A 21,727-nucleotide genomic window follows, 5' to 3' on the forward strand; every position below is an offset into this window, starting at 1 on the left:
CTCGGGCATACCATGCTCGAATTGCTGGCCGTGCTGGCGATTGCCGCGCTGCTGGCGGCCGCTGCCTTGCCCAGCTTGCAGCAGGTACTGGCGCGCCAGCAAGTGCGCGCGGCGGCCACGGACTTGTTCTCGGCCATCGAACTGACGCGGGCGCAGGCGATGGCGCGGGGACAGCGCGTGTTGCTGATGCCGGCCGGGCCCGGTGGCACGGACTGGCGCACGGGCTGGCTGATCTTCATCGACCGCAATGCCAGCCTGGCGTTCGATGGCGATGATGAATTGCTGTTCCGCCAGGGGCCGCTGCCGGAGGGCATCACGGCGCAGTTCGCGTTTTCGTCGGCCACGGCGCCGTTTTATATCGCCTACAATGGCGCAGGACGCAGTTGCAGCGCGACCAATAGTCTGGCGGCGCGCTGGGGTACTTTGTCCCTGGCTTTGGGAAAGCAGGTGCGCCATATTAAAATCAATATGCTGGGCAGGGTGCGCGTGTGCGATCCGCAGCAGCAAGCGGCCAATTGCAGCGGCGTGGCCGACAGTTCGTAGCAAGACTGATCAATTACTCACCTTCAAGCAAAGTAGCCCGTGGAAATACTCAACGATATCGATGGCATGCGCCTGGCGCTGGAATGGGCGGCGCGCGGTCTGTACACGACCTCGCCCAATCCCCGCATCGGCTGCGTGATCGTCAGGGATGGCCAGGTGATCGGCGCCGGCGTGACGCAGGCGGCCGGGCAAGATCATGCCGAGGTGCAAGCGCTGGCCAATGCGGCGGCGCGCGGCAACGACGTGCGCGGCGCCACCGCTTATGTCACCTTGGAGCCGTGCAACCATCACGGCCGTACCCCGCCATGCTCCGATGCGCTCGTGCGCGCGGGACTGGGCCGCGTCGTGGCCGCCATGACGGACCCGAACCCGCTGGTGGCGGGGCAGGGACTGGCCAAGCTGGAAGCGGCCGGTATCGCCGTCACCACGGATGTGCTGGCCGACGAAGCCTATGAAATGAATATCGGCTTCTTTTCGCGCATGCAGCGCGGCAAGCCGTGGGTGCGCATGAAAACGGCGGCCAGCCTGGACGGCATGACGGCCTTGCACAATGGGCAAAGCCAGTGGATCACGGGGCCGCTGGCGCGCGCCGACGGCCACGCCTGGCGCGCGCGCGCCTGCGCCATCCTGACGGGCATCGGCACGGTCAAGGCGGACGACCCGCAACTGAACGTGCGCGCCGTCGAGACGCCGCGCCAGCCGCGCCGCATCGTCGTCGACAGCCGGCTCGACATCAGCCTCGACGCGCGCATCTTGCAAGGTGGCGGCACGTGGATCGTGGCGGCCGTCGCCAACCCGGAAAAGGAAGCGCAGTTGCGTGCCCTGGGTGCGGAAGTCATCATGCTGCCGAACGGGGACGGCAAGGTCGACCTGCCCGCGCTGATGCTGGAACTGGGACGCCGGCAAATCAATGAAGTCCACGTCGAGGCCGGCGCCAAGCTGAACGGTTCGCTGATCCGCGAAGGCTGCGTCGACGAGTTGCTGGTCTATCTGGCGCCCACCTTGCTGGGAGACGCGCAAGGCATGTTTGACTTGCCTGCATTGACGGATATCAAGCAGCAGCGCACTTTGCAATTTCACCAGGTTCAGCAAGTGGGCGAAGATGTGCGTATCCTTGCAAGATTCGCCCAGCGCAATTAATACTTTTATACTTTATAGGGTTAGTTCATGTTTACAGGAATTGTTGCCGCCATCGGCAAGATTGAAACCGTGCAAGCACTTGACGGCGGCCTCGATGCCGGCGTGCGTCTGAACATCCATGCGGGCGGCTTGCCGCTGGCCGATGTGGCCTTGGGCGATTCCATCGCCATCAATGGCGCCTGCATGACGGTGGTGGAAAAATCGGACACCGGCTTTGCCGTCGATGTCTCGCGCGAAAGCCTCAATTGCACCGTGGGCCTCGATACCACCACGGAAGTGAACCTGGAAAAAGCCCTGACCCTGGCCGAGCGCCTGGGTGGCCATCTGGTCTCCGGCCACGTGGACGGCCTGGGCATCGTGCGCAAGTTCGAAGCCGTGGGCGAATCGTGGGAACTGGTGATCGAAGCGCCGCACGAGCTGGCGAAATACCTGGCCTTCAAGGGTTCCGTCGTCGTCAATGGCGTGTCGCTGACCGTCAACCGGGTCGAAGACTTGGGCGCGGGCGCCGTCAACGGCTGCCGTTTCTCGATCAACCTGATCCCGCACACGATCGCCATGACGACCCTGAAACACTTGACGGTCGATGGCAAGGTCAACCTGGAAATCGATCTGATCGCCCGCTATGTCGAGCGCATGTTGTCGCTGGACAAGGCTGCCGCTTAACACTGCAGCTTGAAGCAGCACAGCCGCGGCCTTGCCAAGCGTGTGTTGCTTTTCTTTCAGACGCGCATACTATGAAGCTTTCCGCAGTGGAGGCTAGCCATGGACCCGATTTCGCGCGCAACCGTGCCCAATACCATCCCGGCCGCGTCTCGCGTGGGCGAGACGGTACCGCTGGCGCCGCTGGCGCCTGCGCTGCCCGTGCCGCCGTCCAGCGCGGCGGCGGCCCTTGCCATCCAGTCCTCGACCCAGGTCGACATCTCCCCGCTGGGCCAGTTCCTGTCCGGCGTGGCCTTGTCGCGCCGGCAACTGCTGGCCTTGCAGGGCGCCACGGAAGAGGCCAGGGCGGCAAATACCCCCGTGAATGTCAATGACGATTTGCTGGCGCTGGCGCGGCAGTTGACGGAATCGTTCGCCCAGCTGCAAACGAGCGGCATCGACGCCAGCCAGCTGGCGACGGCCGGCGACACGCCGGGCAGCCTGGCGCAGCGCTACGATTTGCTGTCGGGCGACGGCACGACGGATGCGGCCGCCACGCTGGCGCAGGACGGCAGCTTGCTCACGCAAGCGCAGCTGGCCCGCATCGGCATCGACTTGCGCAATGAAGATGTCGATGCGCCAACGTTGCAAGCCGCCTATGCGGCCGACAGCAATGCCACCCTGGACGCCTTGCAACAGGGAACGGACGTGCTGGCACAGGTGGGCGCCGTGCTGGCCCGGCAGCAGGGCGCGCCGCTGGCGACCAATGTCGAAGCGGATTTGACGGGCGAAACATTGCCGTCCAGCGCCGTGCAGGCGTCGCAAGCCACGCAGCCGCAGCCCATCGACGATGCGCCGCCTCAAACGGCTGCCATCGCACAGCGGCATCTGGAACTGCAGCGGCAACTGGAAGCGGAAGAGCTGAACCTGGACTTGCAGGAACTGCGGCCGCCACCGGCGACAGCCGGCCAGGATCTGCAGCAGGCGCAGCGGGCCGGCCAGCGGCGTTTTGACGCCCAGGATATCGACACGCAGCGCCTGGATGCCGAACGCCAGGCCCTGCGGCAGGAAGATGCGCGCCTGGACGCGTTACGCCAGGATCAATTGCAGCAGACGCAGCGCGAAGAGCAGGCGCAGGCGGCAGCCGATGCGATGGAGCGTACACGGCTGACCTCGGCACAGCTGGCCGACAGCGATGCCCAGTTGCTGGCGCAGGCAGAGGCCGCGCGCGCGCAGACCCGGGCGCGCGATACCCAGTTACAGGCGCGAGCAGGACTGGAGGCGACGGCCCAGGCCCGGCTGGCCCAGCAAAATGCCCAGGCGCAGCAGCAAGCCGCGCAAGCAGCGGGCCAGGCCGTGCCCTTGCCGTCATCGCAAGACCCGTCCGTGGCGGCGGCTATTGCCGCGTATAACCTGAACAATGCAGCCCTGAATCCCGGCCTGATGAACCGGCCATTGCCGGCCAGCGACTCGCGCCTGCCGCTGGTGGCGCCGGTGGCTGCTGTGGAACCCGTCAAGCCCGTGCCTAAAATCTAGGGCAGCAGGGTGGCGTCCAAGGTAATGTTGGCTTTCAGCAGTTTCGATACGGGGCAGCCAGCCTTGGCCTTGCCCGTCAATTCCTCGAATTTCGCCTGGTCGGCGCCCGGTATCTTCGCTTTCAAGATCAAATGGACGGCCGTGATGGCAAAGCCGTCGTCCACCTTGTCGAGGGTCACTTCGGCCGTCGTCTCCATTTTTTCCGCCGTCAGGCCCGCTTCGCCGAGGATCAGCGACAGGGCCATGGTGAAACAGCCCGCGTGCGCGGCGCCGATCAATTCCTCGGGGTTGGTGCCGGGCTTGCCTTCGAAGCGGCTGGCAAAGCCGTAGGGATATTCCTGCAAGGCGCCGCTGCGCGTGCTGATGGCGCCCTTGCCATCCTTGATGCCGCCTGACCAGATTGCCGATCCGTTGGTTTTCATATTGCCGCTCCTGTGTAGGGTATCGCTGCGAGTGGGGTATCAGCGCCGTGGCGTTGACGGGCTGATCTTATGCTCTTTGCAAGGCCGGCGGCGCGCGTCTTGCCGCCGCCGTGTGCGCTGGAACGGGGAATCGGCGCTTTGTGGGGCATGCAGGGAGGCTGCCGGCATATCCGTGCCGCTAAACTGTCTTATTTCAGGTCTGCAAGCGCTAAATCCTTTAAAATAGCAGGTTATAAGAAAATTCCCGGAAATCTGAGGAATATTCGTGCTTGATGTTTCAGGTTTAGGTTCAGTTTTTAGTTACACTAACAACGCCTGGCAAAACCGACGCGAGCGGTTTGGCCAGGCGTCATACAAGCGCAAWTGTATTAAGTTTTAGTGTTCATAACACGCCGGCAAAACCGACGCGCAGCAGGTTTGGCCAGGCGTCATACAAGGATGAACAATGTCTATATCCAGCACCGAAGAGATCGTCGCTGAATTGCGCGCCGGCCGCATGGTGATACTGGTCGATGAAGAAGACCGGGAAAATGAAGGCGATCTGGTGCTTGCAGCCGATTTCGTGACGCCTGAAGCCATCAATTTCATGATCACGCATGCGCGTGGCCTGGTCTGCCTGACCCTGACGGAAGAGCGTTGCGACGAGCTGAACCTGTCGATGATGACGTCGCGCAACGGCACCGCCTACGGCACCAATTTCACGGTCTCCATCGAAGCGGCCGAAGGCGTGACGACGGGCATTTCCGCCGCCGACCGCGCCAAGACCATCCAGGTGGCCGTGGCCAAGGGCACGCAGCCCAGCGATATCGTCCAGCCCGGCCATATCTTCCCGCTGAAAGCGCAAAAAGGCGGCGTGCTGATGCGCGCAGGCCATACGGAAGCCGGTTGCGACCTGACGGCCATGGCCGGCTTGACGCCCGCGTCCGTGATTTGCGAAATCATGAAGGACGACGGCACCATGGCGCGCCTGCCGGACTTGCTGGTGTTTGCCGAGCAACATGGCCTGAAAATCGGCACGATTGCCGACCTGATCCATTACCGCAGCCAGACCGAGTCCCTGGTCGAACGCGTTGCCGAGCGCACCCTGCATACGGCGCACGGCGAATTCCGCCTGATCGCCTTCCGCGACAAGCCCAGCGCGTCGGCCCATCTGGCCCTTGTGCATGGCGACCTGGCCCCCGGCCTGGAAGCGCTGGTGCGCGTGCACCAGCCCGTTTCCCTGCTGGACGTGCTGGAAAGCGAAGCGACCACCCACTCGTGGACGGTGGCCGCCTCGATGGCCGCCATCAAGCAGGCCGAGCGTGGCGTGATGGTCTTGCTGAACTGCGGCGAGACGTCGAGCGAGCTGTTTGCCCAGTTCGCCGCCCTGGATACGCCGCAAGCCAAGCCGAAAGGCCGCGCCGCCAGCATGGATCTGCGCAGCTATGGCATCGGCGCGCAAATCCTGCGCGACCTGGGTGTGAGCAAGATGCAATTGCTGGCCAGCCCCCGCAAGATGCCGTCGATGGTCGGTTTCGACCTGGAAGTGACCGGTTTTCAGTGCCATCCTGGCCAGACGCCTGACTAAATCTACTGCGCGTCGCGATTTGCGGTCTGTGATGCTCACTGTACCTTCGTACAGTTGCGCTTCTCGACCACAACTCGCTGCCGCTCGCTACGATTTTGTCAGGCGTCGATGTGAGAGTAAACGATGGCGGCATGTGCGTGCCGCCCTGAACCACCAGATTAAAGAGGCTTATGATGACCGTAGGAACATATGAAACCAATTTTGCCGGCGAAGGTTTGCGCGTCGGTATCGTCCAGGCACGATTCAATGAAATCGTCGGTGGTGGCTTGCTGTCGGCATGCCTGGAAGAGTTGAGCAAGCTGGGCGTGGCCGATGAAGATATCCTGCACGTGACCGTGCCGGGCGCCCTGGAAATCCCACTGATTCTGCAAAAAATGGCGGAAACCGAGCAATTCGACGCCCTGATCGCACTGGGCGCCGTGATTCGCGGTGAAACCTACCACTTCGAGCTGGTATCGAACGAATCGGGCGCGGGCATCACGCGCGTCGGTCTCGATTACGGCATCCCGATCGCCAACGCAGTGTTGACGACCGAAAACGACGAGCAGGCGGAAGTGCGCATGCTGGTCAAGGGAGCTGAAGCGGCGCGCGTGGCAGTGGAAATGGCTAATCTGGCGCAAGCGCTGGAAGAGTTGCAGGAATCCGAGGAGGACTAGCCGTGAGTGCGCCGAAGCATGCTGCGTTGCAGCGCCTCGCCGTATTCGTCACTATCTGCAGTACATACGTACTTAAGAACAGGTAACAATCATGACTGAGAAAAATTTGCTCGCCAATCCCAGCAAAAACCGCACGCCGCGTCACCGCGCGCGCGAGTTTGCGCTGCAGGGCTTGTACCAGTGGCTGCTGAACAATGAAGACGCGACCACCGTCGTGAACAATATTCGCGCGGCCCACGGTTTCGACAAGGCCGATGGCGATCATTTCACGGTGCTGCTGTACGGCGCCATCAAGGATTCGCTGGCGCTGCGCGAAAGCATGGCACCATTGATCGACCGCAATATCGCGGAACTGTCGCCGATCGAACATGGCATCCTGCTGATCGGCGCTTTCGAGCTGAAGAACAACATGGAAATCCCGTACCGCGTCGTCATCAACGAAGCGGTCGAGCTGGCCAAGTCGTTTGGCGGTATCGACGGTCACAAGTATGTGAACGGCGTGCTGGACAAACTGGCAGTGAAATTCCGCGAGGAAGAAGTCAACGCCAACAAGCGCAAGTAATACAGCGTAGTTCCTGCGGCGGCTGCCGCAGGGCAACAAAAAAGCCACCGGCACTTGCGTGCGGTGGCTTTTTCATTGGGTGCTGCTTTTTGGATGCCCCTGTGAGGGCTTTTAAAGGGTCACAGGCCGGCGATCTCGTTGTGGGGCAATACTTTGATGGTGATGCCGCTTGCCGCTTCTGCTGCCGGTGCCTTGGCTGGTGCTGGCGTGTTCGATGCCATCACCGGCGTCGTGGTCGGCACGCGCTGGCCAGCCGACACTTGTTTCAGGCGGCGGTATTCGGCCAGCACGCGCGAGCCGTAGCCCGAATCGGTGGCGAAGTTGGCGGCGCCGACATAGGTTTTCAGGCCCGCTTCGACGGAACCGCCACGCGTGACGTAGTCTTTCAGGATCAGGGATCCGACGCGGATGTTGGCGACGGGATTCAGGGCTGCTTGCACGCCGCCCATTTCCTGGAAGCGCTCGTGGTGCACTTTCGACATGACTTGCATCAAGCCTTGTGCGCCGACGGGGCTTTCCGCGAACGGGTTCAAGCCCGATTCGATGGCCATCACGGCCAGGATCAGCAGCGGGTCCAGCTTGATTTCGCGGGCCGTCAGGTAAGCCGTCGACACGAGCATATTGGTCGCGTCGTTGGCCACGCGGTAGCGCTTGGAGAGCCAGTTGGTAACCCATTGCTGCTGCTTTTGCGTGCCCAGCAAGGCTTTTTCTTCCTTGCTCAGCGGTGCGTCGCTGGCGGCGGCCGTTTGCACGGAAGCGGGCGCTTCCATCAGTGCCGACAGGGCTGGCGCTTCAACGGCTTGCGCTTCTGCCATCGGCAGCGGGAATAGGCTGTGCGTCAGTTGCTTGCCCAGGTCAGGGCGGAACATCAGCAGGGCGATCAGTGCCAGGGCGGAAATGCCGAAGACTGTCAGTGTGTGTTGTGCCGTGGTTAAAACGCCACGGGCCGAAATGGCTTGTGCGCGGGCGCGCAAACGCGCCAACGCTGGCTGACCAGCCACGGTTGAAGCAGGTAATGCTGCTTCAGTGCTACGATGAGTCATAGAGTTCCCCGAAATGTCGCGTCAACAGGCAGTCCCTCCGCGGTGTCGCGGTGTTGTGGGTACTGCCAATGCCGTGCATCAGAAATATCATCGTTTCCGCCGCGTATGGATGCGTGCGAGAAACGCCGTCATTGCTTGCTTGAGCTGATCGGTCCCATGCTGGTATTGGATCAGTCGCAATACAACTTTTACCGGGGGTAAGGCAGACGCCTTTTGAAAACACTCCTTAAAATGTCATGTGGAGCCCCGACTCCGTGAATGAAAGAGAAACGCTAAAATCAAGCTCTGGGCCGGCGTGCTCTTTCAAGTTGGGCGAATTGTAGAAGCCGTTTTATATCAAGTCAATACTAACGAATCGTTTCTTTATTACTTTTATGTCTTACTTTTTGACTTGCATTGTGCCAAAAGCCAATAAAATCAATTACTTGGCATAGATCCTTCAGCAACGGCGTCCGACGTCAAAAAAAATTAAAAACACATGAAATATTCAGATTTACGAGATTTTATTTCTCAACTGCAACAAATGGGTGAACTTAAGCCCATTTCGACCCCCATTTCACCGATTTTGGAGATGACGGAAGTGTGCGACCGCACCTTGCGCGCGGGCGGACCGGCCTTGCTGTTCAATAATCCGACGGGATACACCATGCCGGTGCTGGGCAACCTGTTCGGCACCACGCGCCGCGTGGCGCTGGGCATGGGCGCGGAAGACGTCAGCGAGTTGCGCAAGATCGGCCATGTGCTGGCGCGGCTGAAGGAACCGGAGCCGCCGAAGGATTTCAAGGATCTGCTGGGCCTGGGCTCGCTGGTGAAATCCGTGTGGGACATGTCGCCCAAAGAATTGCGCGGCGCGAAGTGCCAGGAAATCGTCTGGGAAGGTAACGACGTCGACCTGGCGCGCCTGCCGATCCAGCATTGCTGGCCTGGCGACGTCGCACCGCTGATCACTTGGGGCCTGGTGATCACCAAAGGGCCGAACAAGAAGCGGCAAAACCTCGGCATCTACCGCCAGCAGGTATTGGGACGCAACAAGGTCATCATGCGCTGGCTGGCGCACCGGGGCGGGGCGCTGGACTTCCGCGAGCACGCGATTCAAAGCAAGGGCAAGCCGTATCCGATCGCCGTCGCGCTCGGTGCCGATCCCGCTACTATATTAGGGGCCGTCACGCCGGTGCCTGACAGCCTGTCCGAATACCAGTTCGCCGGCTTGCTGCGCGGCAGCCGCACGGAGCTGGTGAAAGCCATCGGCAGCGAGTTGCGCGTGCCGGCGTCGGCCGAAATCGTGCTCGAAGGCCATATCTACCCGGACGAAAACCATCCGAGCGGCTACGAGCACGCGCTGGAAGGGCCGTATGGCGACCACACGGGCTACTATAATGAGCAGGACAGTTTCCCTGTGTTTACCATCGACCGCATCACCATGCGCCGCGACCCGATCTACCACTCCACGTACACGGGCAAACCGCCGGACGAGCCGGCCGTGCTGGGCCTGGCCCTGAACGAAGTGTTCGTGCCGCTGCTGCAAAAGCAGTTCAGCGAAATCACCGACTTCTATCTGCCGCCCGAAGGTTGCAGCTACCGCATGGCCGTGGTGCAGATCAAGAAACAGTACGCGGGCCACGCCAAGCGCGTGATGTTCGGCGTGTGGAGTTTCCTGCGCCAGTTCATGTATACCAAGTTCATCGTCGTCGTCGACGAAGACGTGAATATCCGCGACTGGAAAGAAGTCATCTGGGCCATCACCACCCGTGTCGACCCCATCCGCGACACGACCCTGGTCGACAATACACCGATCGACTACCTGGACTTCGCCTCGCCGGTCAGCGGTCTGGGCAGCAAGATGGGTATCGATGCGACGAATAAATGGCCGGGCGAAACGACGCGCGAGTGGGGCACGACGATTGCCATGACGCCGGAAGTGAAGGCCAAGGTGGATGGGATTTGGCAGGAGCTGGGTTTATAGGTAGTGACGTAGGTCGGCTTAGCGCGCAGCGCGTAAGCCGACGTTGCGGTGCTTGCATGTTCGAGGCTTGGATACTCAGTAGCGCCTGCATACAGCGTGCGGCTTAGGCCGGCCTAAGCCGACCTACGCCGACCTACTCAGCATTCACACGGCAATTTCCCAATCTTGCGCAGGTCGGTTATAATTGTCCTTGGCGGGCCCCTGCGCATCGTGGCATGGCTAACCTGGTCAGGTCGGGAACGAAGCAGCCACGGCTATTAACCATGAGTGCCGCAGATCAGGCTCGCCTCCTTCGGGAATGTTTTATCAGGATCAACAATCAAGCTGCCATGGGCAGCTTTTTTGCTTTTACGGCCCCGTTTTCTTGCCGATCCGCAGCATTGTCGGGCTTGCCGTGTTTTCACTGTTTCTAGCTGGCCATGTTATACAATTGCTGCTTTGCCGCGTTTGCCAGATTTGTCCTGGCCCGGCCATGAGGCTTGCGCCCGCCGCGCAGGATCACCCGCAAAATCGCATGGTAAAATCTCAGCATGTCCTATCAAGTCCTCGCCCGTAAATACCGCCCCAAGAATTTCGAGACGCTCGTCGGCCAGGAGCACGTCGTGCGCGCGCTCACGCATGCCTTGCACAGCGGCCGATTGCATCACGCCTACCTGTTCACGGGCACGCGCGGCGTCGGCAAGACGACCCTGTCGCGCATCCTGGCCAAGTCGCTCAATTGCATCGGCCTTGACGGCACGGGCGGCATCACGGCCCAGCCTTGCGGCCAGTGCGAAGCGTGCACGGCGATCGATGCGGGACGCTTTGTCGACTATATAGAGATGGATGCGGCGTCGAACCGCGGCGTCGATGAAATGGCGCAGCTGCTCGAGCAAGCCGTGTATGCACCAAGCAATGCGCGCTTCAAGGTCTATATGATCGATGAGGTGCACATGCTGACGAACCACGCGTTCAATTCCATGCTGAAGACCCTGGAAGAGCCGCCCGAGCACGTCAAGTTCATCCTGGCCACGACGGACCCGCAAAAGATACCCGTGACCGTGCTGTCGCGCTGCCTGCAGTTCAACCTCAAGCAGATGCCGCCCGGCCACATCATCAGCCACCTGGACAATATCCTGGGGCAAGAGGGCATCACCTTCGAACAGCCGGCCTTGCGCCTGCTGGCCCAAGGCGCCCACGGTTCCATGCGCGATGCGCTGTCCCTGACGGACCAGGCCATTGCCTACGCGGCCGGCGCAGTGACCCTGGACGCCGTGCAAGGCATGCTCGGTGCGCTCGACCAATCGTACCTGGTACGCCTGCTCGACGCGCTGGCGCAGCAGGATGGCGCCGACCTGCTGGCCGTGGCCGACGAGATGGCGTCGCGCAGCCTGTCGTACAACGGCGCCCTGCAAGACCTGGGTACCTTGCTGCACCGCATTGCGCTGGCGCAAACCGTGCCCGCCGCCTTGCCGCAGGATCTGCCTGAGTACGCGGACATCGTCCGTTTGGCTACCGCGTTTGACGCGGAAGAAGTCCAGCTGTTTTACCAGATCGCCGTGCATGGCCGCAATGAACTGGGCCTGGCGCCCGACGAATACGCGGGCTTTACCATGACCTTGCTGCGCATGCTGGCCTTTCGGCCCGGCATAGGCGGCGCCGAAGGTGTGCCTGCTGCCGCGCCAGCTTCTGTATCGGGCAACCGTCCCGCTGCCGTGGCCGCCGCGCGCGCCGCGGCTGGCGCATCCGCACCGGCCGCCCGCGCCGCCACGAACAGCGTGGCCAGCCATGCAGCCGTGACCCCGCCCGCCGTGGTCGCCGCCGCTGCCGCCMGCMTGGMCMRCAGCGAAGCGCAACGCCYRYKSGYGGSYGSSCCGGCACCGGCACCGGCAGCTGTAGCCGCCCCGGCGCCGGCACCAGTGGCGCCGCCACCTGCCGCTCCGGCTGCGGCCGCCCCGGCAGCATCGGGCGCCCCGATCAGTTCCGCCCGCGCCGCCATCAATGCGGCGCTGGAAGCGGCCCGTGCCGCCTCGAAAGGCCGTCCGGGCAGCGCGCCGTCGGCGCCATCGTCGGCGCCCAAGCCGGCTGCCCCCGCACCGGCAGCGGAAGCTGTCGCCGCAGCGCCAGTGGCCCCGGCCGCACCTGTGCAGGCAGCACCGCCACCGCCCGCCGCCGCAAAAGCGCCTGCGCCGTGGGACGATGCGCCACCGGTCGCCGTGATGGAAGCGCCAGTGGCCGCTACGGCGCCCGTGCAGCAGGCGCGTCCTGCCGCGCCGCCGCCACAGCAGGCACCCGCCGACGACGACTTGCCGCCGTGGGTCACCGAATTCTCCGACGACAGCGCTTCGGCTGCCGTGTCGGCACCCGCCGCGCAGAGCAGCGAGCAGCCGGCCGTCATCATGCCGCAGCGCGCCGCCAAGCAAGCCGCGCCGAGTGGGCCATATGTGATCACGCCCGTGCCGGGTCTGGACTGGGACGGCAACTGGCCAGCCGTCGCCGCCGTGCTGCCCCTGCGCGGCATAGCCCAGCAGCTGGCCGTGCAGGCCGAGCTGATCGAATGCCTGCACGACGGCCACAGCACGACTTTCCGCCTGCGCGTGCCGATCGACACGTGGCGCAGTCCGGCCAACGTGGAAAAACTGGCGGCCGTGCTCAGCGAGCGCTTCGGCCGCAAGGTCAATGTCGACACGGAACTGGGCGCCGTCTGGTACACGGCCAGCGCGGAAGCGCAGGCCCACCGCGAGGCGTGCCAGCTGCAAGCGGAAGCAACCATCGCCAGCGATCCCTTCGTGCTCGACATGAAGCGTGCATTCGACGCTTTTGTTGTGCCGGGAACGATTACCCCTGCACCGGCCGGCTCCGCCGCGCCGACCCTGCATTGATTATTAACAAAACTCATAAACTGAATTGAACGGAGCATTCTCATGATGAAAAATCAACTGGCTGGCCTGATGAAGCAGGCGCAAGCAATGCAAGACAACATGAAAAAGGCCCAGGAACAACTGGCGCTGGTGGAAGTGGAAGGCCAGTCCGGCGCCGGCCTGGTGAAAATCGTCATGACGTGCAAGAACGACGTCAAGCGCGTGTCCATCGACCCGTCGCTGTTGGCCGACGACAAGGACATGCTGGAAGACCTGGTGGCCGCCGCCTTCAACGACGCCGTGCGCAAGGCGGAAGCGACGTCGGCTGAAAAAATGGCAGGTTTGACTGGCGGCATGAACTTGCCAGCCGGCTTCAAAATGCCATTCTGATGCACTGCCGCATGCGCTCGATCTATGGCACGGGGCAAGGTTGATCCATGTCCAAGTCGCTTGAATTCTTGACCGAGGCGCTGCGGCGCCTGCCCGGCGTCGGCCCCAAGTCGGCGCAGCGGATGGCGTTTCATTTGTTGCAGCACGATAGGGAAGGCGCGGCCATGCTGTCGCGCGCCCTGTTCCAGGCCGTCGATGCCGTGCATCACTGCGGCCTGTGCAATACCTTTACCGAACATGAAGTGTGCGAGACCTGTCTCGACGAAGAGCGCGACAAGCGCTTGCTGTGCGTGGTGGAAACGCCCGCCGACCAGCTGATGATCGAGCAGACGCTTACCTACAAGGGCCTGTATTTCGTGCTCATGGGTAGATTGTCTCCGCTGGACGGCATCGGCCCGAAAGATATCCACCTCGAAAAACTATTGAACCGCGCCAACGATGGCGTGGTCGGCGAAGTGGTGCTGGCCACCAACTTTACCAATGAAGGCGAAGCGACGGCCCACTACATCAGCGAAATGCTGAAGGCGCGGGGCTTGCGCGTGAGCCGCCTGGCCCGCGGCGTGCCCGTGGGCGGCGAACTGGAATACGTCGACGCGGGCACGATTGCCCGCGCGATGCTCGACCGCAGGGCAACCTGATTACAACATGACAGAATCCTCCGCGACCACTGGTCCATTGCAAGGCATTAAAGTGCTGGAACTGGGCACCCTGATCGCGGGGCCGTTCTGCGCCCGCATGCTGGCCGAATTCGGCGCCGACGTGATCAAGATCGAGTCGCCCGATGGCGGCGACCCCATCCGTACCTGGCGCGTACTGAAGGATGGTACCTCGCTGTGGTGGTCGGTGCAGGCGCGCAACAAGAAAAGCGTCACCCTGAACCTGAAGTCGCCCGAGGGCAGGGCGATTGCCCGCCAGCTGGCCCTGGAAGCGGACATCATCATCGAGAACTACCGCCCCGGCGTGCTGGAAAAGTGGGATCTCGGCTACGAACAGCTCAAGCAGATCAAACCGTCCATCATCATGGTGCGCCTATCCGGCTTTGGCCAGACGGGCCCGATGAAGGATTTGCCGGGTTTTGGCGCCATCGGCGAATCGATGGGCGGCTTGCGCTATGTGTCCGGCTTTGCCGACCGTCCGCCCGTGCGCGTCGGCGTATCGATCGGCGACTCCGTGGCGGCCCTGCACGGCGTGATCGGCGCCATGATGGCTTTGCGCCACCGTGACGTGACGGGTGGGGCGGTCGCCGGCGAAGGGCAGATGGTCGACGTGGCGCTGTACGAATCCGTGTTCAACCTGATGGAATCCTTGGTGCCCGAATACGACCAGGCGGGCGTGGTGCGCGAGCGCACGGGCGGCTCGCTGCCCGGCATCGTGCCCTCGAATACCTACACGACGGGCGACGGCGAAAACATCGTGATTGCCGGCAACGGCGACGCCATCTTCAAGCGCTTGATGCTGGCCATGGGCCGCATCGACATGGCGGGCGACCCGCAACTGGCACGCAATGACGGGCGCGTTGCGCGTACACAGGAAATCGACGCCGCCATCGGCGCCTGGTGCGCCACGCACACGATAGACAGCGCGCTGGCTGTGCTGAAGGCGGCGGATGTGCCGGCCGGCAAAATCTACTCCGTGCGCGACATGATGAGCGACCCGCAATTTCTCGCCCGTGAGATGTTCGAACAGCACCAGTTCCCCGACGGCACGCCCGTCAAATTGCCCGCCATCAGCCCGAAACTGTCGGCCACGCCGGGCAAGACACAATGGCTGGGGCCGACCCTTGGCCAGCACAACGACGAGGTGCTGGCGTCGCTGGGCTACGATGCGGCCGCCATTGCGCGGCTCAAGGTCGATGGGGTGGTGTACCGGTGTGATGCCGATAATGTATGTCGGATTAGCGGCGCTTCGCCGCGTAATCCGACGCTACCACTGTACTGACCAATAATGTTGTCGGATTACGCGCTTCGCGCTAATCCGACCTACGCAACTTATCTGATACCTGCCATGCACCGATTTCTCCACCGTGCGCTTGCCCTGGCATCCGCCGCCATTGTCCTCTCCGCCTGCGCCAGCTTCCCCCACGATGCACCGATTACGGGCCTGCGCCTGATCGGCGAACAGCGCATCGCGCTCAAACACGCGTTCGAGGGCACCTCGGTGGGCGGCTTGTCCGGCATCGATTACGATGCGGCCAACAAGAGCTGGGTGATGGAAAGCGATGACCGCTCGGAAATCAATCCGGCCCGCTTCTACCGCGCTGCCTTGAACTTTGACAGCAAGGCGTTTACCAGTGTGACCTTGAGCAGCGTGCATTTCTTCACGCAGCCCGATGGCAGCCGCTATCCGAACCTGGCGCATGCCAAGCTGGACCGGAGCGACCAGGTGGCCGACATCGAAACCATCCGCGTCGATCCGCAGGATGGCAGCCTGTGGTACGGCAGCGAAGGCAACCGCAAGGTGGGTCTGCACCCGTTCGTGCGCCACGCCGATAGCGGCGGCCGTTACCTGGCCACCTTGCCGACACCGGCCATGTTCAATGTCTCGAAGGAAGGAATCGGCTCGCGCAACAACATGACGTTTGAAGCGCTGTCGTTTGCCAGCGATGGCAAGAGCTTGTGGCTGGGCATGGAAGCGGCCCTGTACCAGGACGGCCCGCTGGCCACGCCCGATAACGGCTCCATCGTGCGCATCACGCGCCTGGACCGCGCAGGCAAGGTGCTGGGCCAGTATGCGTATCCGATTGAGCCGGTGGCGTCGCGGCCCGGGCCCGGACGCGAGGCGGACAATGGCGTGTCGGAAATCCTCGCCGTCAACGACCATCAGTTGCTGGTGGTGGAGCGGGCCGGCGTGGCCAATGCGGACGGCGTCTACACGAACCACGTGCGCATCTACGAAATGGAAACGGAGGGCGCCACCGATGTGCAGGCGCTGCCGGCCCTGGCGGGCGCGACCTATGTGCCGGCGCGCAAGCGTTTGCTGCTGGACCTGGAAAAGATCGGCCTGGCACGGGTCGACAATATCGAAGGCATCAGCTGGGGCCCGCGTCTGGAAAACGGCCGCCGCAGCCTCGTTTTGATTTCCGACGACAATTTTAATCCGCTGCAAGTCACGCAAATCCTTGCCTTCGAAGTGCTCTAGTTTCCAGGCTGGCCAGCTGGTTCGCCTGCCTGGCCAGCATGGCCGTGATCGTGTCGTGCGGTGAAGGGTGGCCCAGGAAATAGCCTTGCACCATGTCGCAGCCGTATTCTTCCAGCATCACCAGCTGCTCGTCCGTTTCCACGCCCTCGGCCACCACCACCATCTTCAAGCCATGCGCCATGGCGATGATGGCGCGCGTGATGGCCGCGTTTTCCGCATCCTGCGGCAAGCCGGCGATAAAACTCTTGTCGATCTTCAAGGCCCGCACGTCGAAGCGTTTAAGATAATTCATTGAAGAATAGCCCGTGCCGAAGTCGTCGATGGACAGATACACGCCGATGCCACGCAACTGCTCCAGGGTCACCATGGTGGCGCGCGCATCGTCCATCAAGGTCCCTTCCGTCAATTCCAGTTCCAGCAGGCGCGCATCGAGGCCCGTGTCGGCCAGGGCCGAGAGCACGATCTGCATCAGGTTTTCATCCTTGAATTGCTTGGCCGACAGGTTGACGGCCATGCGGATGGCGCGCCCGCTACCGTTTTGCCACGCCTTGGCCTGGTTGCAGGCCGTGCGCAGCACCCATTCGCCGATGGGCACGATCAGCCCCGTTTCCTCGGCCAGCGGGATGAATTCCGTGGGCGAAATGATGCCCCGTTCCGGATGGCGCCAGCGCACGAGCGCTTCCACGCCGACGATCTGCGTACTGGGCACGTCGATCTGCGGCTGGTACAGCAAATATAGTTCGTTGTTCTGCAAGGCTTTCCTCAAGCCCACTTCCATCTTGACGTGGCTCATGATTTCCATCGTCAGCGACGAGCTGTACAGCTTGGCATTGTTCTTGCCGCAGTTCTTCGCGTGGTACATGGCCGTGTCCGCATATTTGAGCAGCGAGTTGCAATCCTCGCCATCTTCCGGATACAGCGAGATGCCGATGCTGGCGGTGACGAAAATCTCGTGCGCCTCGATCATGAACGGCCGGCGCATGGCTTCCTTGACCCGGTGCGCCACGTTCAGCGCATCTTCCACCCGTTCCAGGTCGGGTATCAATATCGTGAATTCATCGCCCCCCAGGCGCGCCAGGTTGCTGCCGCCGAAGGTGGCTTCAAACTCGTGTTCGGCGCGCAGCACCAGGTCGCTGGGGCGGATGGTTTCGCGCAGGCGCTCGGACACCACCTTGAGCAAATGGTCGCCCACGTCGTGGCCCAGGGTGTCGTTGATGCGCTTGAAGGCGTCGAGGTCCATGAACAGCACGGCGAATTTCTTGTCGTGCTCCTTCGAGCGCACCAGTTCGCGTTCCAGGGTTTCCAGGAACGCCTGCCGGTTGGGGATGCCCGTCAGGCTGTCGCAATAGGCGAGGCGGCGTATCTGTTCTTCCGTGCGCTTGCGCTCGCTGATGTCGCGTACCAGGCCCAGCACTTCATCGGCCCCCGTCGCCACCAGGCGCGCTTCGAAATGGCGCGTGCTGTCTTCGTGCGTGAGCGTGTAGTCGACCGAGCCGATGTGCTGCGTGGCCAGCACGGCGTGCGCCTGGTCGAGCAGGCGCGCGGCGATTTCGGGCGGCAGCACGTCGCGGATATGGCTGCCCACGCAGTCGGTGATGGAAAAGCCGGCGCTGGCGTCGTGGCCCTGTTCGTAGTCGAGATAAAAACCTTCGCTGTTGAGGCGAAAGAAGGTGTCCGGGATGGCGGCCAGCACGGCGCGGTTGTGCGCATCGGCGATGCGCAGGCGGGCGATGGCGTCGCTGGCGCGCAGCACGTACAGCACGCGGTGCCCGAGGATGGGCCAGTTGATGGGCTTGGAAATGAAATCCGTCGCGCCCACCTCGTAGGCGCGCGTGACGGCTTCCAGCTCGTCGCCGCCCGTGACCATGATGATGGGCACCGTGCCGCCCACTTCCTGGTGGCGGATTTCGCGGCACACGGCAAAGCCGTCCATGGCCGGCATGTCGACGTCGAGCATGACGAGGTCCGGGCCGCTGTGCTTGTAGCTGGCCAGCGCCTGCACGCCGTCTTCGGCCTCGATCACGTCCAGGCCCACCTGCGTGAGCATTTGCCGCATCAGCAAACGCATCACGGGATCGTCGTCGGCCACCAGCACCAGGCCGCGGGGAGGGGAGAGGGGCGCTGTCATGTCAGTGTTCCTTCACGAGGATGGCGTTCAGCGATTCGCGTACGGTCAGGAAGGCTTGCTGCATCTGCTGCAGCAGGGCAGCCGCGCCCTCGGTGCCGCCGCCGCGGCCCAGTTTTTCCATCTCCTTGCACAGCTGCGCCAGGCCGTCGGCGCCCACGTTGGCGCTGCCCGACTTGAGGCTGTGCGCCACCTTGCGCAGCGCTTCCGCATCGGCGCCGGCAATCGCTGCGCGCATGGCGCTCAACTGGCGCGGCGTCTCGCTGGTAAAGGCGAGGATGACCCGCTCGAGCAGCGCATCGCCATCCGTGCCGGACAGGGCGCGGATGTTTTCCAGCGCCTGCCGGTTCAGCGGCTGGGCCGATGTCGGCGTTTGCTCGGGCGGCGGTGCGGGCTGCACCTCCACAGGCGCTTGCGGCTCCGGCGCTTCGCTGTGGTGCACGGTGGCCGCGCGCGGCAGGGTGATCCAGCGGGCGATCGTGTGGCCCAGGTCCTGCTGCGTGAACGGCTTGCTCAGGTAATCGTCCATGCCGGCCGCCAGGCACGCTTCGCGGTCGCCCTGCAGCGCATTGGCCGTGATGGCGACGATGGGCAGCACGCGCGCGTGGCCGCACTGCTGTTCATGGCGGCGGATTTCCGCCGTGGCGGCAAAGCCATCCATCACGGGCATCTGGCAATCCATCAGGATCAAATCGAAATCCTCGGCCTGCGCCGCCTGCATGGCTTGTTCGCCGTTGCGCGCGCAGACCACGTCCAGGCCCAGGCTGTCGAGCATGGCCAGCGCCACTTCCACGTTGACGGGATTGTCCTCGGCCAGCAGCACGCGGCGGCGCTGGCGCCGGCCCACTTGCCTCGCCGCATGCGGCGGATGGATGCGCATGCCCTCGCTGGCGCGCGGCGGCGTGACGATGCAGTCGAACAGGTCGCATTCGCGGGCCGGCTTGATCAACTGGAAGGCCACGCCCGCCTCGCGCCGCTGCACGGGGTCGGCCGCCGCCTGTTCCGTGCTCAGCAGCAGAAGCTTGAGCTCGGCCAGCAGCGGGTCGCTCTTGATGGTGGCGGCCAGGGCCAGGCCGCTGGTGCGCGGCAATTCCATGTCGAGCAGCGCCACGCCATACGGCGTGCCCGCCTGCGCGGCCGCGTGCAGCTTGGCCAGGCAGTCGCTGGCCGTGCCGGCGCTGTCGCTGACGATGTGCCAGCTGGCCAGTTGCCGCTCCAGCACGGCGCGCGTGGCCGGTGTGTGGTCGACGATCAAGGCGCGTAACCCTCGCGTGGTTTTCAGGTTGAATGACGGGTCGTCGCTGTCGACTCGCCGCTTATCGAAATTTACTTCGAACCAGAAGATCGATCCTTGCGTTAAAGCATTATCAACGCCGATAGTGCCGCCCATCAGCTCCACCAGCTGCTTCGAGATCGTCAGTCCCAGGCCCGTGCCGCCATGCTTGCGCGTGGTCGAGCCGTCCGCCTGCGAGAACGATTCGAAGATGCGCGTCTGCGCCTCGCACGACACGCCGATGCCCGTGTCGTGCACCTCGAAACGCAAGCCCACGCTGGGCGCGTCTTCGCTGCAGACGGTCACTTTCACGGTGACCTTGCCCGTTTCCGTGAACTTGATGGCGTTGCCCAGCAGATTGACGATGATCTGGCGCAAACGGTTCGGGTCGCCGCAGATGGCAATCGGAATGTCAAACGCGATGTCGAATTCCAGGCTGATGTTTTTCGCTTGCGCCTGCGGCGCGAACACGTGTTCTATGTCGTCGAGCAATTCGCGGAAATTGAAGCGGATGTATTCCACGCTCAGTTTGCCCGCCTCGATCTTGGAAAAGTCGAGGATGTCGTTGATGATCACCAGCAAATTCTGCCCCGAGCGCTGCACCATGCTCGTGTAGTGGCGTTGCTGCGGGCTCAAAGGGCTGGCCAGCAGCAGCTCCGTCATGCCCAGCACGCCATTCATCGGCGTGCGGATTTCATGGCTCATGGTGGCAAGAAACGCGCTTTTCGCCTGGCTGGCCGCCTCGGCCGCATCCTTGGCCTTTTCCAGCTGCGCCGTGCGCACGCCCACCTGGCGCTCGAGCTGGTCGCGGTAATTGGCCAGGGTGCTGTCGCGGCTGTCGATCTGCGCCAGCATGTCGTTGAAACTGTCGATCAGCACGCCCAGCTCGTCGCTGCGCTGGTGCGCGATGCGGTGGCTGTAGGTCTGGCTGCTCGACACTTTCTGTGCCGTATCGATCAGCTTGGTGATCGGTTCGGCGATCACGCTTTTGAAGCGCCGCGCGAGGAACACGGCGATCAGGAAGGACAGCACGGTGGCGCCGCCGATGGCGCCCACGTGGCGGCCGATGTCGCGCCACATGTGGTTCAGGTCGGCCTCGATCAGCACGGCGCCGATCAGCTGCTGCAGCTGCTGCTCGCCTGGCCGGTAGACGGGACGGTACAGACGCATGGCGGGCGCCAGGGGCGTGCCCGTGCCTTGCGTGACGGGCTGCACGGCCATGTCGGCCAGCAGGGCCGGGTCCAGGTCTTCCGGCGAGGCCAGGCCATCGGCATGCTGCGGCGCGCGGTACAGGGCGAACAGGCGCCCGTTCCGGTCGAACAGCGCCGCCTGGGCGACCTCGTCGCGCGCGGCCAGCGCGGCCAGCACCTGTTCCGCCTGCGGCTGCGCCGATTTGCCTGCCAGCAAGTGCCCCGCGCCGGCCGCGCCGATCACGCCCGCCAGGGACAGCAACTGCTTGCCTTCATCGTCCTTGTGGCTGAGCACGGATGTCAGCGCAAACGCCACGAACACCAGCAGCAGCGCGCAGCCCGACGACAGTACCGAAATCATGGTCAGCTTCTGGCTGATGCTGGAGCGTTGGAAATTGAACATGGTTGCGGCGCTTCTCCGGTCGGCCTGTTGACTGTTTTTTAATTTCCTATTGGAAAAATATAGACGCGAAGACACACCATGATATTGATGTGGGTCTAAGGAAGGAGAGGGGAGGGAAACTTATACGAGATGAAACAAATAGGGCGGTCCTGCAAGACCGCCCTCAAATTATTGCTGAGCTACAACACCTGATCCAGCCGTAGCGAGCGGAAGGGAGAGGTGGCCGAGAAGCGCAACCGTACTAAAGTACGGTGAGCATCGCAGGCCACCTATACCGACGCGCAGTAGGCTGGGGCA

16 protein-coding genes, 1 other RNA gene and 1 pseudogene are annotated in these 21,727 nt (G+C 63.0%); 14 read left to right on the forward strand and 4 right to left on the reverse strand.

Annotated elements, in window-relative coordinates; genetic code table 11:
• Positions 1-12 precede the first annotated feature (12 nt).
• The 4 genes from AC4BCN_RS09360 (at position 13) to AC4BCN_RS09375 (ending at position 3,858) form a co-directional block, all read left to right on the forward strand.
• A complete protein-coding gene (locus tag AC4BCN_RS09360) occupies positions 13-543 on the forward strand; it encodes a GspH/FimT family protein (RefSeq protein WP_128140075.1) in 531 nt (176 codons plus the stop codon).
• Between the two features lie 39 nt (positions 544-582).
• A complete protein-coding gene (ribD, locus tag AC4BCN_RS09365) occupies positions 583-1,683 on the forward strand; it encodes a bifunctional diaminohydroxyphosphoribosylaminopyrimidine deaminase/5-amino-6-(5-phosphoribosylamino)uracil reductase RibD (RefSeq protein WP_490493139.1) in 1,101 nt (366 codons plus the stop codon).
• Positions 1,684-1,710: 27 nt separating this feature from the next.
• The gene (locus AC4BCN_RS09370) at positions 1,711-2,346 is read left to right on the forward strand and encodes a riboflavin synthase (RefSeq protein WP_035826106.1); all 636 of its coding nucleotides are present in this window, start codon (positions 1,711-1,713) and stop codon (positions 2,344-2,346) included.
• A gap of 99 nt (positions 2,347-2,445) precedes the next feature.
• Complete coding sequence (locus AC4BCN_RS09375; RefSeq protein ID WP_490493140.1) at positions 2,446-3,858, forward strand: hypothetical protein; 1,413 nt, start codon at positions 2,446-2,448, stop codon at positions 3,856-3,858.
• Here the strand turns inward: AC4BCN_RS09375 and AC4BCN_RS09380 are convergent.
• Positions 3,855-4,280: an OsmC family protein gene (locus AC4BCN_RS09380; RefSeq protein ID WP_034759136.1), complete on the reverse strand. Its 426-nt coding sequence runs from the start codon at positions 4,278-4,280 to the stop codon at positions 3,855-3,857. The genes AC4BCN_RS09375 and AC4BCN_RS09380 overlap by 4 nt on opposite strands.
• A gap of 445 nt (positions 4,281-4,725) precedes the next feature.
• On the opposite strand from AC4BCN_RS09380, the gene ribBA reads away from it, so the two are divergent.
• From ribBA to nusB, 3 genes are all read left to right on the forward strand, one after another.
• The gene (ribBA, locus tag AC4BCN_RS09385; protein WP_128140071.1) at positions 4,726-5,847 is read left to right on the forward strand and encodes a bifunctional 3,4-dihydroxy-2-butanone-4-phosphate synthase/GTP cyclohydrolase II; all 1,122 of its coding nucleotides are present in this window, start codon (positions 4,726-4,728) and stop codon (positions 5,845-5,847) included.
• A 173-nt stretch (positions 5,848-6,020) separates the two neighbouring features.
• The gene (gene ribH, locus AC4BCN_RS09390) at positions 6,021-6,503 is read left to right on the forward strand and encodes a 6,7-dimethyl-8-ribityllumazine synthase (protein WP_070219579.1); all 483 of its coding nucleotides are present in this window, start codon (positions 6,021-6,023) and stop codon (positions 6,501-6,503) included.
• A gap of 91 nt (positions 6,504-6,594) precedes the next feature.
• Positions 6,595-7,065 carry a transcription antitermination factor NusB gene (gene nusB, locus AC4BCN_RS09395; protein ID WP_034759129.1) on the forward strand — a complete coding sequence of 157 codons (471 nt, stop codon included), beginning with the start codon at positions 6,595-6,597 and terminating at the stop codon, positions 7,063-7,065.
• 119 nt (positions 7,066-7,184) lie between these two features.
• Here nusB and AC4BCN_RS09400 read toward each other — a convergent pair whose 3' ends face one another.
• Positions 7,185-8,108 (reverse strand): transglycosylase SLT domain-containing protein, encoded by a 924-nt coding sequence (locus AC4BCN_RS09400; RefSeq protein WP_490493141.1) that lies wholly within the window; start codon positions 8,106-8,108, stop codon positions 7,185-7,187.
• Between the two features lie 478 nt (positions 8,109-8,586).
• Between AC4BCN_RS09400 and ubiD the strand changes: the two genes are divergently transcribed.
• The 7 genes and pseudogenes from ubiD to AC4BCN_RS09435 all read left to right on the forward strand — a co-directional run bounded on the left by ubiD (position 8,587) and on the right by AC4BCN_RS09435 (position 16,439).
• Positions 8,587-10,071, forward strand: coding sequence for a 4-hydroxy-3-polyprenylbenzoate decarboxylase (gene ubiD, locus AC4BCN_RS09405; RefSeq protein WP_034759127.1), 1,485 nt, complete (start codon positions 8,587-8,589; stop codon positions 10,069-10,071).
• A 192-nt stretch (positions 10,072-10,263) separates the two neighbouring features.
• Positions 10,264-10,362, forward strand: an RNA gene (gene ffs, locus AC4BCN_RS09410) — signal recognition particle sRNA small type.
• Between the two features lie 239 nt (positions 10,363-10,601).
• Positions 10,602-12,932: pseudogene (gene dnaX, locus AC4BCN_RS09415) on the forward strand (DNA polymerase III subunit gamma/tau).
• 42 nt (positions 12,933-12,974) lie between these two features.
• Positions 12,975-13,301 carry a YbaB/EbfC family nucleoid-associated protein gene (locus AC4BCN_RS09420; protein WP_034759121.1) on the forward strand — a complete coding sequence of 109 codons (327 nt, stop codon included), beginning with the start codon at positions 12,975-12,977 and terminating at the stop codon, positions 13,299-13,301.
• A 47-nt stretch (positions 13,302-13,348) separates the two neighbouring features.
• The gene (gene recR / locus AC4BCN_RS09425) at positions 13,349-13,939 is read left to right on the forward strand and encodes a recombination mediator RecR (RefSeq protein ID WP_034786598.1); all 591 of its coding nucleotides are present in this window, start codon (positions 13,349-13,351) and stop codon (positions 13,937-13,939) included.
• 7 nt (positions 13,940-13,946) lie between these two features.
• The gene (locus AC4BCN_RS09430) at positions 13,947-15,239 is read left to right on the forward strand and encodes a CaiB/BaiF CoA transferase family protein (protein ID WP_490493142.1); all 1,293 of its coding nucleotides are present in this window, start codon (positions 13,947-13,949) and stop codon (positions 15,237-15,239) included.
• Positions 15,240-15,305: 66 nt separating this feature from the next.
• Positions 15,306-16,439 carry an esterase-like activity of phytase family protein gene (locus AC4BCN_RS09435; protein WP_490493143.1) on the forward strand — a complete coding sequence of 378 codons (1,134 nt, stop codon included), beginning with the start codon at positions 15,306-15,308 and terminating at the stop codon, positions 16,437-16,439.
• On the opposite strand, the gene AC4BCN_RS09440 is transcribed toward AC4BCN_RS09435, so the two are convergent.
• Both AC4BCN_RS09440 and AC4BCN_RS09445 read right to left on the reverse strand, forming a co-directional pair.
• A complete protein-coding gene (locus AC4BCN_RS09440) occupies positions 16,408-18,567 on the reverse strand; it encodes a putative bifunctional diguanylate cyclase/phosphodiesterase (RefSeq protein WP_490493144.1) in 2,160 nt (719 codons plus the stop codon). The two genes, AC4BCN_RS09435 and AC4BCN_RS09440, sit on opposite strands and share 32 nt — an antisense overlap.
• 1 nt (position 18,568) lies before the next feature.
• Positions 18,569-21,430, reverse strand: coding sequence for a hybrid sensor histidine kinase/response regulator (locus AC4BCN_RS09445; RefSeq protein WP_490493145.1), 2,862 nt, complete (start codon positions 21,428-21,430; stop codon positions 18,569-18,571).
• Positions 21,431-21,727 lie beyond the last annotated feature (297 nt).

This window comes from Janthinobacterium sp. Bl 1, assembly GCF_058215535.1.

Coding starts and splice junctions, on each gene's coding strand:
- AC4BCN_RS09440 (WP_490493144.1), bottom strand. CDS start 18,567: ATGACAGCGCCCCTCTCCCCTCCCCGCGGCCTGGTGCTGGTGGCCGAC.
- AC4BCN_RS09420 (WP_034759121.1), top strand. CDS start 12,975: ATGATGAAAAATCAACTGGCTGGCCTGATGAAGCAGGCGCAAGCAATG.
- ubiD (WP_034759127.1), top strand. CDS start 8,587: ATGAAATATTCAGATTTACGAGATTTTATTTCTCAACTGCAACAAATG.
- ribBA (WP_128140071.1), top strand. CDS start 4,726: ATGTCTATATCCAGCACCGAAGAGATCGTCGCTGAATTGCGCGCCGGC.
- AC4BCN_RS09400 (WP_490493141.1), bottom strand. CDS start 8,108: ATGACTCATCGTAGCACTGAAGCAGCATTACCTGCTTCAACCGTGGCT.
- ribH (WP_070219579.1), top strand. CDS start 6,021: ATGACCGTAGGAACATATGAAACCAATTTTGCCGGCGAAGGTTTGCGC.
- nusB (WP_034759129.1), top strand. CDS start 6,595: ATGACTGAGAAAAATTTGCTCGCCAATCCCAGCAAAAACCGCACGCCG.
- AC4BCN_RS09370 (WP_035826106.1), top strand. CDS start 1,711: ATGTTTACAGGAATTGTTGCCGCCATCGGCAAGATTGAAACCGTGCAA.
- AC4BCN_RS09375 (WP_490493140.1), top strand. CDS start 2,446: ATGGACCCGATTTCGCGCGCAACCGTGCCCAATACCATCCCGGCCGCG.
- AC4BCN_RS09380 (WP_034759136.1), bottom strand. CDS start 4,280: ATGAAAACCAACGGATCGGCAATCTGGTCAGGCGGCATCAAGGATGGC.
- AC4BCN_RS09360 (WP_128140075.1), top strand. CDS start 13: ATGCTCGAATTGCTGGCCGTGCTGGCGATTGCCGCGCTGCTGGCGGCC.
- AC4BCN_RS09430 (WP_490493142.1), top strand. CDS start 13,947: ATGACAGAATCCTCCGCGACCACTGGTCCATTGCAAGGCATTAAAGTG.
- recR (WP_034786598.1), top strand. CDS start 13,349: ATGTCCAAGTCGCTTGAATTCTTGACCGAGGCGCTGCGGCGCCTGCCC.
- AC4BCN_RS09435 (WP_490493143.1), top strand. CDS start 15,306: ATGCACCGATTTCTCCACCGTGCGCTTGCCCTGGCATCCGCCGCCATT.
- AC4BCN_RS09445 (WP_490493145.1), bottom strand. CDS start 21,430: ATGTTCAATTTCCAACGCTCCAGCATCAGCCAGAAGCTGACCATGATT.